This is a genomic window from Curtobacterium sp. MCBA15_005, assembly GCF_001864855.1.
Lineage (GTDB): Bacteria > Actinomycetota > Actinomycetes > Actinomycetales > Microbacteriaceae > Curtobacterium > Curtobacterium flaccumfaciens.
Map to the genome: position 1 here is coordinate 1 of NZ_MJGL01000023.1, position 12,865 is coordinate 12,865.

The following is a 12,865-nucleotide window of genomic DNA, read 5'->3' on the forward strand; positions in this document are numbered from 1 at the left end:
CGGGCCTCCCGTCCGTCACGGGGTCGCGTCGCGACGCCCGGTCCTTCCCTACTTCAGGGCCGCCAGGAAGCGGTCGGTCCAGGCGAGGGCCGCGGTGCCGGCCACCGAGCTGCAGGTGGGTGACGCGGTGCTCTGCGCCGTCGGGCAGGGGGTGTCGCGGTCGAGCGACCAGGTGTGCACGCCCGCGAGCCCGTGGGACTTGGCGTACGCGGCGACGGTGTCGGCGTCCGCGAGGGTGAAGACCTCGTCGGCGGTGTCGTTGACGCCGATCATCGGGGTGACCTCGATCTTCGACGAGGCGATCCCGTAGGTGTGCTGCAGGTTCGTGACCGCCTGGATCGTCGACTGCCCCATCTGACACGTCGACCCGACGATCACGCAGTTGGCCGTGGTCGCGCGTCCGAAGTCCATCGTCATGAGGTTGATCGTGTAGTTCGTCAGCGCCGAGGCCTTGATCGCCTTGACGGTGGCGTCTCCGGTGCTGTTCAGCCCGCCGAACGAACCGTCGGACGCCGCCAGCGTGGCGAGCGTGAACGAGAAGCGCAGGCCGGGGTACTTCGCCTGCGCCAGCGCCGCTGCGCTCACCAGGTTCTGCACGTCCGCGGCGGACTGCCCGCTCTCGATGTCGAAGTCGACGCCGATCATGTGCGGCGAGGCGTAGCGGGCGATGAAGGACTGCAGCGCGGTGCCGGAACACTTGAACGAGCCTGCGGCGCCACCGGTGCTGACGATGTAGTTCACCCCGGCCGCGTCGAGCTTCGCGATGTTGGCGCTGGCGAACGCGTCGGCGGCCACCCCGCCCCAGTTCTCGCTGCCGCAGGTACCGGTGGCGAAGGCGAGCGTGATGGCCTTGAGGCCGGGCTCCCGCGTCGACACGAGGCTGTTGCTCGACCCGACGACCGGGATCCGCGTGCCGGTGACCGCGGTGTTCATGACGTTCGTGTTCCAGTCGAGGTTCACGGTGATGTCCTTGTACGGGCTGAAGACCAGACCGCTCGCGGTGCCGGTGCTGCCGTTGCCGGGCGTGGTGGTCCCACCGCCGCCAGGGGTGGTGGTCCCGCCGCCGGTGCCGCCACCGGTGCAGGTGCCGGACGACGTCCACGGCTGGCCGCTGCCGGTCGCACCGGAGTGGGTCGCCGGTTCGTCCCCCTGGGTCCACCAGTTCGCGGTGTAGTTCGAACCGTTCTCGCTGACGGTGGCTCCGCCGTTGTAGGCGGTGCCGGCGCTCCAGGCGGTCGCGCAGGTCGTCGCAGCGAGGGCTGGCGCCGCTGTGAGCGAGCCCCCTGCGACGATGACGGCGGCGATGGTGGCCACGAGGCCCGATCGCACGCGGGTGTTCTGGTTCACACGGTTCTCCTGTCCTCGGTCGGACGTCGTCGTCCGGCGGGTGGAGCCCTCACGTCATATTCCGCAAGGGCATTGTGTAATGCCCTTGCATAATGCGCCGGGGTAGAACGCCCTGTCCATGAACGAACGCACAGGATGCGCCGAACGGACCAGAGGGGCCAGGTCAGTCGCGGGTGGCGACGATCGTGTAGGTGGTCGGCATCCGGTCGCGGTCGTGATCCGGCCAGGCCCACGAACCCGTGTCGGTCTCGACCATGCGGGAGCTGAAGCGCCAGGGCAGGGTCCGGCCCTCGTCGAGCCGTCGGAGTCGCAGCCCGGCACCGAGCAGGGCGTTCACGATCTCGGACAGCGGGTGCGGCCACTCGAAGGTGCGCGTGTTCGCCACCGTGCCGTCACCGGCGTAGGTGCCGGCGTCGTCCCACTGCTGCGCGGTGCCGTCCGGGAAGTACCGGTACCGGGTGACGAGCTCGTCGGCGTCCTCGTCGAGGGCGTACAGCGCCGGGTGGCCGTCGCGGATGAAGAACACCCCGCCGGGGCGCAGCAGGCCGGCGACCTGCGCAGCCCAGCGGTCGAGGTCGGGGAGCCAGCAGATCGTGCCGATGCTCGTGTACACGACGTCGAAGTCGCCGGTGACGGCGGCCCGGGCATCGAGGACGTCCGTCTCGACCCAGGTGACGTCGAGGCCGAGGCGCGACGCGAGCCCGGCGGCCGAGGCGAGGGCGGCAGGGGAGAAGTCGACGCCGGTCAGCCGGGCACCCTCGCGGGCGAGCGACACCGTGTCGGTGCCGATGTGGCACTGCAGGTGGCAGACGTCGAGGCCCGCGAGCGAGCCGTTCGGCAACCAGGGCGTCAGGGCAGGCAGGTCGTCGTGGACGACGTCGGAGCGGTGGCCGGGGTCGGCGAGGACGTCGATCGCGTACGCGCCCTCGTGGATCGGCACCCGGTCGTCCCAGTTCGCGCGGTTGGTGGCGCGTGCGTGGTCCCAGTCGACATCGACGTGATCGGTGCTCATGACCCCGAGCCTAGGACAGCGACAACCCGAGCTTCCGGCCGGCGAGCCCGCGTCCCATCGTGGTGATCCGGTCGGCGATCGCAGTCAGGGCCACGGCGGACGGGTCGTCCGGGGCGCCGAGCACCACCGGGACCCCTGCGTCACCGCCCTCGCGCAGCGGCACGGACAGCGGCACGCTGCCGAGCACCGGGACGGGGGCGTCCTGCCCGCGGGAGAGCCGTGCGGCGGTCTCGGCGCCACCACCCTCGCCGAACAGGTGCAGCACCGAGCCGTCGGGCTGCACGAGCCCGGCCATGTTCTCGACCACCCCGATGACCCGCTGCCCGGTCTGCCGGGCGACGATCCCGCTGCGCTCGGCGACGTCGGCCGCGGCGGCCTGCGGGGTCGTGACGACCAGGACCTCGGCGTGCGGCAGCAGCTGCCCCACCGAGATCGCGACGTCGCCGGTGCCCGGGGGCAGGTCGAGCAGCAGGACGTCGAGGTCGCCGAAGAACACGTCGGTCAGGAACTGGTTCACGGTGCGGTGCAGCATCGGTCCGCGCCACGACACCGCGGTCGAGACGTCGTCGACGAACATGCCGATCGACACGACCTTCACGTCGTGCGCCACCGGCGGCAGGATCATGCTGTCCACCCGGGTCGGGCGGGGTGCGACCCCGTGCTCGTCGGTCAGGCCCATCAAGCCGGGGACGCTGAAGCCGTGCACGTCGACGTCGACGACCCCGACCCGCAGACCCCGGCGGGCGAGCGCGACGGCGAGGTTCACGGTGACGGTGGACTTGCCGACGCCGCCCTTGCCGCTCGTGACGGCGATGACGCGCGTGAGCGAGTCCGCGGTGAACTGGACGCCCTTGGGGCGGTCGGCTCGCAGCCGTTCGGTCAGCGCGGAGCGCGTGGCCGGGTCCATCACGGACACGTCGACGTCGACTGCGGCGACCCCCGGGACGGACCCGGCGGCGACGCGGACGTCGCGCTCGATGGTGTCGGCGGCGGGGCACCCCACGATCGTGAGCTGCAGGTCGACGCGCACCGCGCCTCCTGGCTGCACGTCCACGCCGCGGATCATGTCGAGCTCCGTGACGGGGCGGCGGATCTCGGGGTCGATGACGTGGCCGAGCGCGGCGAGGACCGCCGTGCCGAGCTGTTCGTCGGTGGGGACGGCGTCAGCCACGGGTGGAGCTGTCGTGTTCGTCCGCGTAGCCGGCCTCGTCGGCGTCGCGACGGTCGAGCTCCTCGAGCAGGGAGCGGAGCTCGGCGCGGATGAAGTCCTTCGACGCCATGTCCCGCATCGCCAGGCGCAGGGCCACGACCTCGCGGGCCAGGTACTCGGTGTCGGCCAGGTTGCGTTCGGCGCGCTGGCGGTCCTGCTCGAACTGCACGCGGTCGCGGTCGTCCTGCCGGTTCTGCGCGAGCAGGATCAGCGGGGCGGCGTACGAGGCCTGCAGCGAGAGCACGAGCGTCAGAGCCGTGAAGCCGATGGCCGCCGAGTCGAACTGCCACGGCTTCGGAGCCAGGGTGTTGTAGCCCATCCAGACCACGCAGAACAGCGTGAGCCCGATGAGGAACCAGGGCGTGCCCATGCCGCGGGCGATGCCCTCGGTCGCGCGACCGAAGGTGTCCCCGCGACCACGGCGGCGGCTGGGGAGCACACGCGTGCGCATGCCCTTCGGGGAGTCGAGCCGGACCTCTTGCCGGTCACGGTCGCGACGGTTGTCATCCGTTCGGGCCACGGGTGGTCCTCCTTCCCGTCGTCACGGGTGTCCTGCGCGGGCGTTGGCGTGGAAGCGGTGAGGGTTCCCCCTCGCCCTGACTTCGCCAGTCGTCCGGCAGGACGTGGTCGAGGACATCGTCGATCGTCACCACCCCGACGAGACGGTGGGCGTCGTCGACCACGGGGACGGACAGCAGGTTGTAGGTCGCCATGATGCGGGTGACCTCGGCGGCGCTCGCGTCGACCCGGACCGGTTCGGTCTGCTGGTCGATGAGCGTGCCGAGCCGCTCGTTCGGCGGGTAGCGGAGCATCCGCTGGAAGTGCACGAGCCCGAGGAACCGGCCGGTCGGCGGCTCGTACGGCGGCAGGGTGACGCAGACGGCGGCGCCGAGCACCGGCGCGAGCTCGTGGCGGCGGACCAGCGCGAGGCCCTCGGCCACGGTGGCGTCGGCCGAGACGATCACGGGCTCGGTGGTCATCAGACCACCGGCGGTGTCCGGCTCGTACTCCAGGAGCATGCGGACGTCCTGCGCCTCCTCCGGCTCCATGAGCTGCAGGAGGGCTTCACTCCGCTCGTCGGAGAACTGGGCGAGGACGTCGGCCGCGTCGTCCGGCTGCATCTGGTCGAGGACGTCGGCGGCGCGGGCGTCGACCAGCCGGGTGAGGATCTCGATGCGCTCCTGGTCGGGCATCTCCTCGAGCACGTCGGCGAGGCGGTCGTCCGGAAGTTCCTCGGCGACCTCGAACCGGCGCTCGGCGGGCAGGTCGAGCAGCGTCGACGCGAGGTCGGCGGGCAGCAGGTCGGAGTAGGCGGCGATGACGTGCTCGGCGGACTGGGCCTCGCCGGGGAGCTCGTCCTCGGTGACCTCGTTCCACGTCGCGAACGTCGTCGGACCCTTGCCGAACGGCGACGGCGTGGTCTTCGGCTTGCGGAGGAAGAGCTGCGCGACCTCCCAGTCGCCCTGCCCGCGGTCCTCGATCGCGACGTCCTCGATGGTGGCGCGGATCCGCTGGTTCTTGATGAGTACCTTGCGGCCGAGCATCTCCGCGATGACGCGGACCTCGCCGCCACGCTGCTCGAAGCGGCGCATGTTCACCAGGCCGGTCGTGATGACCTGCCCGGCACCGATGGAGGTGATTCGGCCGATGCTCACGAAGATGCGGCGCTTGCCGGGCACCTCGACGATGAGCCCGACGACGTGCGGGGGATCGGCCCGGCGGTAGACGACCAGGACGTCCCGGACCCTGCCGACGCGGTCGCCCGCGGGGTCGAAGACGGAGCACCCGGCGAGGCGGGCGACGAAGACCTTCGTGGCGCTCACCCGACCCAGCGTAGTCGCTCGGGTGTGGGCGTTCGCGCGCGCCGGTCGGCTGCTTCCCTGAGAGTGCACGTGCGATTGCAAGGTGTGCGGTGAATGATGGCTGTGTGAGCAATCAGAGCCCCTTCGCCGGCAGGACCGCCCAGGCGTTCCCGACGCTGCCCAAGGGCGACGTCCTGGGAACGTACGACAGCTACCCCGACGCGCAGCGCGTGGTGGCGAAGCTGGCCGAGGCCGACTTCCCCGTCAACCAGCTCTCGATCGTCGGCAACGACCTGAAGACGGTCGAACGGGTCACCGGCAAGATGACCTACGGCCGTGCCGCCATCGCCGGAGCCCTGTCCGGTCTGTGGCTCGGCATCTTCTTCGGCATCGTGCTCACGCTCTTCTCACCGAGCGCCGGCGGCCTGATCCTGGCGGCCGCGATCATCGGTGCCGCGTTCGGCATGCTCTACGGCATCGTCTCGTTCGCGATCACGAAGCGGCAGCGTGACTTCACGAGCGTGCACCAGGTGCTCGCCACGAACTACCAGATCGTCGTCAACCCGCAGCTGACCGGGCAGGCGCAGCGGATCCTCGGCGAGCACGGGGCGACCCCGTCCACGCACTGGAACGACGCTCCCCAGCAGCAGCAGCAGCAGCAGCAGTGGCGTCCGGGCCCCGGTGGGGTCCCGCCGCAGCAGCAGTCGCCGTACGGCGGGCACGCCACGCCGCACCAGCAGCCGGGAGGCCCGCAACACCCCGGCACGTCGGCCCCCGGCGCGCAAACGGGTGCGCCTTCGGGCCCGCCGCGCTACGGCACGAACGACGGACCCCGGTACGGGGAGACCCCCGAAACGGCCGCCGCCCCCGCGGCCCCGCCGGTGCCGGAGCGTCGACCCGAGGAGCCGCCGCGCTACGGCGAGCGAGTCGTCGGTGCCACGCCGCCGGAGCCCTCGTCCTCGCCGGACGCCCAGCGCGACGGCGACGGGGACAGCGACCGCCGCTAGTCGCGAGCGTCGGGTTGTTCGACACGCGGCTCACGTCCGGCTAGGTGGCACGAAGTGTCGCCGCCGAGCACCGCGCGCGGCGCTTCGGGCGACCGCAGCGGCGGAGTCCGGGCGGTGCGGGCGGTGCGGGCGGTCCGGGTGGTCGCAACACCCCGTGGGCACGGCGTCGAGCGGTCAGAGATCGTCGTTCGGCGTCGGCCCCGACGACGGTTCGTGACCGCTCGGCCTCGGGCAGACGGCACGTCGTGACCGGGAGCCGTGCGGACCCGGGCGCGGCGGCACGGCACGGCGCCGTGCGGCATCGCTCGGCACGCGTGGCTCGGCGTCGCCCGGCACGCGCGGCACGGCGTCGCCCGGCACCACACCGGACGGCACCACACCGGACGGCATGGCGCGGCACGGCATCGCCCGGTCTCGCCGGGCATGCTCGGTCCGGCTAGAGGACCTTCGAGTAGCAGACCGACAGGGGCGCCCCGACGTAGGGCCCGAAGTTCGCGATCCGCCGGAACCCCTCGCGCTGGTAGAAGCCGACGGCACGCTGCTGCGCTGTGCCCGTCTCGAGGACGAGCGCCGGGGACCCGAGGTCGAGCGCGGCCTCTTCCAGCCGTCGCAGCAACGCAGCCGCGACGCCGGACCCGCGAGACTCCGGTCGGACGTACATCCGCTTGATCTCCGCGATGCCGTCGTCGACGATGCGCAGGCCCCCGCAGCCCAGGGGAGTACCGGACTCGTCCCGCGCGACGAAGAACACCGCGATCGACTCGGCGGTCGGCTTCTCACCCGGCTCGGTGTCGCCGCCGTGCGCCCGGTCGATCTCCAGTCGCTGGGCGGCACGGAGTCGCTGGGCGTCGGGGGAGTCGAAGTGCTCGACCTCGATCGCGAAGGTGTTCGGGGAGGCATCGGGCATGGTCACCCGATCAGGCTAGCGGCCCGAACGGGCGATCCACCCCTCCACTTCCGAGGGGGTCCGGGGGATGCCGACGGACAGGTTCTCGGCGCCGTCCTCGGTCACCAGGATGTCGTCCTCGATGCGGACACCGATGCCACGGAACTCCTCCGGTACGGTCAGGTCGTCCTGCTGGAAGTACAGCCCGGGCTCGATCGTGAAGACCATGCCGGCCTGCACGGTGCCGTCGAGGTACATCTCGCGGCGGGCCTTCGCGCAGTCGTGCACGTCGAGCCCGAGGTGGTGGCTCGTGCCGTGCACCATGTAGCGGCGGTGGAACTGGTTGTCCGGCTCGAGCGACTCGGCGGCCGAGACCGGCAGGAAGCCCCACTCGGCGGTCTTGCGCGCGATGACCTCCATCGCGGTGGCGTGCACCTGGCGGAACGTGATGCCCGGCTTGACGATCGCGAACGCGGCGTCGGCGGCTTCGAGCACGGCTTCGTAGACCATGCGCTGCACGGGCGAGAACGTGCCGCTCACCGGGAGCGTGCGGGTGATGTCGGCGGTGTAGAACGAGTCGACCTCGACCCCGGCGTCGATGAGGATGAGGTCGCCCGGCTGCACGGCGCCGTCGTTGCGGGTCCAGTGCAGGATGCAGGCGTGGTGGCCGGAGGCGGCGATGGTGTCGTAGCCCACGGTGTTGCCGTCCGCGCGCGCCCGGCGGTTGAACGTGCCCTCGACGATGCGCTCACCGCGCGGGTGCGCGAGCACGGCGTCGAAGTCGCCGATGACGTCGTCGAACCCGTGCTTCGTGGCGTCGACGGCCTTGCGGAGCTCACGGACCTCGTACGCGTCCTTGACGAGTCGCAGCTCGGACAGGTCACGGGAGAGCAGGTCGTCGGTGGCCGGCGACCCCTCGGTCTCGTCCGCGCCACCGATCGCCGCGCCGATTCGGGCGTCGAGGGAACGGGTCAGGTCGTCGTCGGCTTCACGCACGAGCAGCGCCGACGCGTCGAGTCCATCGGCGACGGCCGTGAACGCCCCGAGGTCGGCGGTGGCCAGCCCGAGGTCGGCGGCGACGGCGTCGAGCGAGGGGCGCGGACCGACCCAGAACTCCCCGATCTCGGGGTTGGCGTAGAACTCTTCCGAGTCGCGGCCTGCGGTGGCACGGAAGTACAGCGTGGCGTCGTGCCCGGAGCCGTTCGGCGTCATCACGAGCACGGACCCGACGACGGTGTCCGTGCCCCAACCGGTCAGGTGGGCGAAGGTGGAGTGCGGGCGGAACGGGTAGTCGCAGTCGTTCGAGCGGACCTTGGCCTGCCCGGCCGGCACCACGATCGTGCGGCCCGGGTGCAGCTCGGAGATGCGCGCGCGACGCTCGGCGGCGAACGCGGCCTGCTCGCGGGGCTCGGGCTGCGCTTCCGAGCGCTCGGCCCACTGCGACCCGATGAAGTCCTTGAAGGTCGAGGACCCGGGGGTCGTGGATCGGTTGCTCGTCGCGCGGGGAGTCGTGTCGGCCATGCGTCCATCATCGCACCGCCCGGGGACACCCGGCCTGTGCGGCCGCTCACCTGTGGATAGCATTGGCCACGTGCCCGACCCGTTCATCGACCTGCACGCGCACTCCAGTGTCTCCGACGGCACCGAGCGTCCCGCGGAGCTCGTCCGAGCGGCCGCGGCCGCCGGACTCGACGCCGTCGCGCTGACCGACCACGACACGACCGCGGGGTGGGCGGACGCCACGGCCGCGTCGCACGAGCTGCCCCTGACCCTGCTGCCGGGCCTCGAGCTGAGCACCCGGATCGGCTACCGCAGCGTGCACGTGCTCGGCTACCTGGTGGACCCCGAGCACCCCGGACTGGTCGAGGAGACGACCCGGATCCGCGACGGCCGCCTCTCGCGCGCGCACCGCATGGTCGACCGCATCGCCGAGGACCACCCGATCACCTGGGCGGACGTCCTGGCCCAGTCCAGCCCCGGTGCCACGATCGGCCGTCCGCACATCGCCGACGCCCTGGTCGCCCGCGGGCTCGAGTCCGACCGGTCCGCGGCGTTCCGCGGCATCCTGCACCCGGCGTCCGGCTACTACGAACCCCACGAGGCACCGTCGCCCCTGCGCGGCGTCGAACTCATCCGGCAGGCGGGCGGCGTGCCCGTCATCGCGCACCCCGCGGCGTCCTCGCGCGGGATCGTCATCGACGAGCCGATGCTCCGCGACCTGGTCGACGCCGGGCTCGGCGGGCTCGAGGTCGACCACCGCGAGAACCTGGCACACGGCAAGCGCACCCTGCTCGACTGGGCGACGCGCTACGGCCTGTTCGTCACCGGTTCGAGCGACTACCACGGCACCGGCAAGCCGAACCGGCTGGGGGAGCACCGCACCGCACGCGTCTCGTTCGACGCGATCGTGTCCGAGGCCACCGGCAGCGCCCCGGTCGTCGGCCCCGGTTCGCGTCTGGCCTGACCGCAGACCGAACGACTGGCCACTGAGTCTTCGGCCTGGCCGACAGTCCACGCGTCGGCGTCCGCGTGAACTGTCGCTGCGCGCGTGACGCCGGTCCCCGGGTGGAGACGACGAAGGGCCCGTCGCGTCAGCGACGGGCCCTTCGGTCTGGAGGCGCTACTCGCCGTCCGACGTACCCTGCGGTGCCGAGGCGGTCGCCGAGGCATCGCCGGTGCCGGCTCCGCGACGGCGGCGACGACGGCGACGCTTCGCGGCGCCGTCGGTGGTGGAACCACCTTCGACGGCCGAGCCGTCCTCGGTGCCCGCCGCGGCGGTGGGGGCGACCGACTCGGTGGCCGGAGCCTGCGGGGCGGACTGCTCCGAGCCTCCTGACCGGGTGCGGCTGCGCGACCGCGAACGCGACGCGTCACGCGAACCCGAGGCCGGGCGGTCGCTGCTGCGCTTCTCGACGGGAGCGCCGGCCGAGGCGGCGTGCGACGACGAGCCGGGCAGGCGGCCCTTGGTGCCCTTGGGGATGTCGAGTTCCTCGAACAGGTGGGGCGACGACGAGTAGGTCTCGACGGGCTCGGGGATGCCGAACTCGAGGGCCTTGTCGATCAGCGTCCACTTGTGCAGGTCGTCCCAGTCGACGAACGTGACCGCGATGCCGGTCTTGCCGGCGCGGCCCGTGCGGCCGGCACGGTGCAGGTACGTGTCCGGGTCGTCCGGGATCGTGTGGTTGATCACGTGCGTGACGTCGTCCACGTCGATGCCGCGGGCAGCGACGTCGGTGGCGATGAGCACGTCACGCTTGCCGGCCTTGAACGCCGCCATCGCGCGCTCGCGCTGCTCCTGGTTGAGGTCGCCGTGCACCGCTGCGGCGTTGAACCCGCGGTCCTTCAGCTCCTCGACGAGCTTCGCCGCGGCACGCTTGGTGCGGGTGAAGATCACGGTCTTGCCGCGACCCTCGGCCTGGAGGATGCGGGCGATGACCTCGTCCTTGTCCAGGGAGTGCGCGCGGTAGATGAGGTGCTTGATGTTGGCCTGCATGAGGCCCTCGTCCGGGTCGGTCGCCCGGATGTGCACCGGACGGCTCATGAACCGGCGGGCGAGGGCGACGATCGGCGCGGGCATCGTCGCCGAGAACAGCATCGTGTGACGCACCTCGGGGACGGCCTGGAAGATGCGCTCGATGTCCGACAGGAACCCGAGGTCGAGCATCCGGTCGGCCTCGTCGAGCACGACCTCTTGCACGTGGGAGAGGTCGAGCAGACGCTGCCGCTGCAGGTCGATGAGCCGCCCGGGCGTGCCGACGACGATCTGGGCACCGGCCTTGAGCTGTTCCACCTGGCCCTCGTAGGCCTTGCCGCCGTAGATCGAGACGACCGTGGTCGGGCGGTTCGAGGCCGCGAGCTCGAGGTCCTCGGTGACCTGGACCGCGAGTTCACGGGTCGGGACGACGACGAGCGCCTTCACGCCGTGCGCCGGGTCGGCACCGAGTCGCTGGATCAGCGGCAGGCCGAAGCCGAGCGTCTTGCCGGTACCCGTCTTGGCCTGGCCGATGATGTCCTGGCCGGTCAGGCCGAGCGGGATGGTCTGTTCCTGGATCGGGAAGGGCTCGATGATGCCCTTGCCGGCCAGTGCATCGACGATGTCCTGGTCGATGTTGAGGTCTGAGAAAGTCAAAGAATCACCTTAGTTCTGGTGGAAGTCCCGGCCAGTCTACCGACGGGCGCGTGGTCCGGGGCGCTCCGGGGTGCGTCGGGGCGTCCGGGCGGGCGACCGGCGGGTGCCACGGGACTCGCCCTCTATGCTGGTCGGGTGGTCTCGTGGTGGAACCGGAAGCGCGCGGCGCAGCTCGCTGCAGCATGGCTCGCGTCGCGGAACCCGCGCGGAGCCGCGCAGGTCAAGCGGCTCGCGCTCGACGACGTCACCCCGGAGCTCGACGTCTACCTGGGGCAGGCCGCGTACCTGCAGCTCTCCGTCTACGAGACGATGGGACGAGCCGGTGCTTCGGCACCGACGCTCTCCGGCCGTCTGGTCACCGGGGTCCTCGCGACCACGGCGCTCGAGCGGCACCGAACGATCGTGGCCGAGATCGAACGCAGCGGCGGAGACCCGGCGGCGCTGATGGCCCCGCACCGCGAGGCGATCGACCTGTTCCTCGAACGGACGAGCGGTGCCGACTGGTACGAGTCGATGCTGACCGGCTACGTGACGGCCGGCATCCTGAACGACCTGTTCGGCAACCTGCTCCGCTCCCTGCCGACGGACGTGCGGCAGCGGCTGCGTTCGGTGTTCGACGCGCGCGAGGAAGCAGCGGTCGTCGAAGAACTGACGGCCCACATCGAGAACGACCCGCGGATCGGTTCGCGCCTGGCGATGTGGGGACGGCGCCTGGTGGGCGACACCCTGCTGGTCGCCCGGTCGGCGCTGGCGTCGCACGCCCGCGAGGACCAGGAGCGGCTCGAGCCGGTCTGGACCGAACTCATCGCCGCGCACACCCGACGGATGGACGCGCTCGGTCTGACGGCCTGAGCGGTCAGGCTGCTCGAGCGTCAGGATTGCTCGAGGGTCAGGATTGCTCGAGGGTCAGGATTGCTCGAGGGTCAGGCGCCGCGCGTCTTGAGCTGCTCGTAGTACTCGGCGTCGCGCTTGTCGCGCTGCGTGCCGAGGAGCCACTCGACGACGAGGACGACCACGCCGGACCCCACGAGGGCCACGACCCAGATCCAGGTGCCGTCGTACCGCCACCCGGCCCAGGTCAGCGCCTCCCAGAGGACGGCTGCGGCGATGCCGCCGACCGCGGGGCCGACGAGCACGCCGCGGTTCGACCGCCACGGCAGGATCACGTGCGCGACCGCGCCGATGATGACGCCGCCGAGGACGGCGAAGAGCAGTTCCACGTCGTCAGGCGACGAAGCCGATGCGCCGTGCCTCTTCCGCGCCGACCTCGACGTACGCCAGAGCCGAGACGGGGACGATGAACCGACGGCCCTTGTCGTCCTGCAGCGACAGGTGCGTCGACTGCGCGGTGAGCGCCTCGGACACGGCCTTCTCGACCTGGTCCGCGGTCTGGGCGGTCTCGAAGGCGATCTCGCGGGGGCTGTTGATGATGCCGATCTTGATGTCCACGAGCACAGCGTATCCGAGCGGTC

Annotated in this window: 13 protein-coding genes; 3 read left to right on the forward strand and 10 right to left on the reverse strand. The window is 71.6% G+C overall.

Annotation, left to right across the window (positions count from 1 at the left end; genetic code table 11):
* Positions 1–48: 48 nt before the first annotated feature.
* The 5 genes from BIU89_RS19050 to BIU89_RS10910 all read right to left on the reverse strand — a co-directional run bounded on the left by BIU89_RS19050 (position 49) and on the right by BIU89_RS10910 (position 5,392).
* Positions 49–1,347 (reverse strand): carbohydrate-binding protein, encoded by a 1,299-nt coding sequence (locus BIU89_RS19050; protein WP_035807574.1) that lies wholly within the window; start codon positions 1,345–1,347, stop codon positions 49–51.
* A gap of 163 nt (positions 1,348–1,510) precedes the next feature.
* Positions 1,511–2,359, reverse strand: a complete 849-nt coding sequence (locus BIU89_RS10895) for a class I SAM-dependent methyltransferase (RefSeq protein ID WP_071246514.1) — start codon at positions 2,357–2,359, stop codon at positions 1,511–1,513.
* Positions 2,360–2,369: 10 nt separating this feature from the next.
* A complete protein-coding gene (locus BIU89_RS10900; RefSeq protein WP_071246516.1) occupies positions 2,370–3,530 on the reverse strand; it encodes a P-loop NTPase in 1,161 nt (386 codons plus the stop codon).
* Positions 3,523–4,020 (reverse strand): DUF1003 domain-containing protein, encoded by a 498-nt coding sequence (locus tag BIU89_RS10905; RefSeq protein ID WP_042539423.1) that lies wholly within the window; start codon positions 4,018–4,020, stop codon positions 3,523–3,525. The genes BIU89_RS10900 and BIU89_RS10905 overlap by 8 nt, the downstream gene beginning before the upstream one ends.
* A 52-nt stretch (positions 4,021–4,072) precedes the next feature.
* The gene (locus BIU89_RS10910) at positions 4,073–5,392 is read right to left on the reverse strand and encodes a magnesium transporter MgtE N-terminal domain-containing protein (RefSeq protein ID WP_027464574.1); all 1,320 of its coding nucleotides are present in this window, start codon (positions 5,390–5,392) and stop codon (positions 4,073–4,075) included.
* Between the two features lie 104 nt (positions 5,393–5,496).
* Here BIU89_RS10910 and BIU89_RS10915 point away from each other — a divergent pair, with 104 nt between their 5' ends.
* Complete coding sequence (locus BIU89_RS10915; RefSeq protein ID WP_071246518.1) at positions 5,497–6,378, forward strand: general stress protein; 882 nt, start codon at positions 5,497–5,499, stop codon at positions 6,376–6,378.
* Positions 6,379–6,814: 436 nt separating this feature from the next.
* Here the strand turns inward: BIU89_RS10915 and BIU89_RS10920 are convergent, their stop codons facing one another.
* Both BIU89_RS10920 and BIU89_RS10925 read right to left on the reverse strand, forming a co-directional pair.
* Positions 6,815–7,285, reverse strand: a complete 471-nt coding sequence (locus tag BIU89_RS10920) for a GNAT family N-acetyltransferase (RefSeq protein ID WP_071246699.1) — start codon at positions 7,283–7,285, stop codon at positions 6,815–6,817.
* Between the two features lie 15 nt (positions 7,286–7,300).
* Positions 7,301–8,785 (reverse strand): aminopeptidase P family protein, encoded by a 1,485-nt coding sequence (locus tag BIU89_RS10925; RefSeq protein WP_071246520.1) that lies wholly within the window; start codon positions 8,783–8,785, stop codon positions 7,301–7,303.
* 70 nt (positions 8,786–8,855) lie between these two features.
* Between BIU89_RS10925 and BIU89_RS10930 the strand changes: the two genes are divergently transcribed.
* Positions 8,856–9,728 carry a PHP domain-containing protein gene (locus BIU89_RS10930; protein ID WP_071246522.1) on the forward strand — a complete coding sequence of 291 codons (873 nt, stop codon included), beginning with the start codon at positions 8,856–8,858 and terminating at the stop codon, positions 9,726–9,728.
* A 156-nt stretch (positions 9,729–9,884) separates the two neighbouring features.
* Here BIU89_RS10930 and BIU89_RS10935 read toward each other — a convergent pair whose 3' ends face one another.
* The gene (locus BIU89_RS10935; RefSeq protein WP_071246524.1) at positions 9,885–11,393 is read right to left on the reverse strand and encodes a DEAD/DEAH box helicase; all 1,509 of its coding nucleotides are present in this window, start codon (positions 11,391–11,393) and stop codon (positions 9,885–9,887) included.
* 135 nt (positions 11,394–11,528) lie between these two features.
* Between BIU89_RS10935 and BIU89_RS10940 the strand changes: the two genes are divergently transcribed.
* Complete coding sequence (locus BIU89_RS10940) at positions 11,529–12,245, forward strand: ferritin-like fold-containing protein (RefSeq protein WP_027464579.1); 717 nt, start codon at positions 11,529–11,531, stop codon at positions 12,243–12,245.
* A 71-nt stretch (positions 12,246–12,316) separates the two neighbouring features.
* On the opposite strand, the gene BIU89_RS10945 is transcribed toward BIU89_RS10940, so the two are convergent.
* Together BIU89_RS10945 and BIU89_RS10950 are read right to left on the reverse strand one after the other, a co-directional pair.
* A complete protein-coding gene (locus BIU89_RS10945; RefSeq protein ID WP_027464580.1) occupies positions 12,317–12,613 on the reverse strand; it encodes a hypothetical protein in 297 nt (98 codons plus the stop codon).
* Between the two features lie 4 nt (positions 12,614–12,617).
* Positions 12,618–12,842, reverse strand: a complete 225-nt coding sequence (locus tag BIU89_RS10950; RefSeq protein ID WP_027464581.1) for a DUF3107 domain-containing protein — start codon at positions 12,840–12,842, stop codon at positions 12,618–12,620.
* Positions 12,843–12,865 lie beyond the last annotated feature (23 nt).

Bases quoted from the DNA above. Each gene is read 5' to 3' on its own strand.
- BIU89_RS10895 (WP_071246514.1), bottom strand. From the start codon at position 2,359: ATGAGCACCGATCACGTCGATGTCGACTGGGACCACGCACGCGCCACC.
- BIU89_RS10905 (WP_042539423.1), bottom strand. From the start codon at position 4,020: ATGCGCACGCGTGTGCTCCCCAGCCGCCGCCGTGGTCGCGGGGACACC.
- BIU89_RS10920 (WP_071246699.1), bottom strand. From the start codon at position 7,285: ATGCCCGATGCCTCCCCGAACACCTTCGCGATCGAGGTCGAGCACTTC.
- BIU89_RS10925 (WP_071246520.1), bottom strand. From the start codon at position 8,785: ATGGCCGACACGACTCCCCGCGCGACGAGCAACCGATCCACGACCCCC.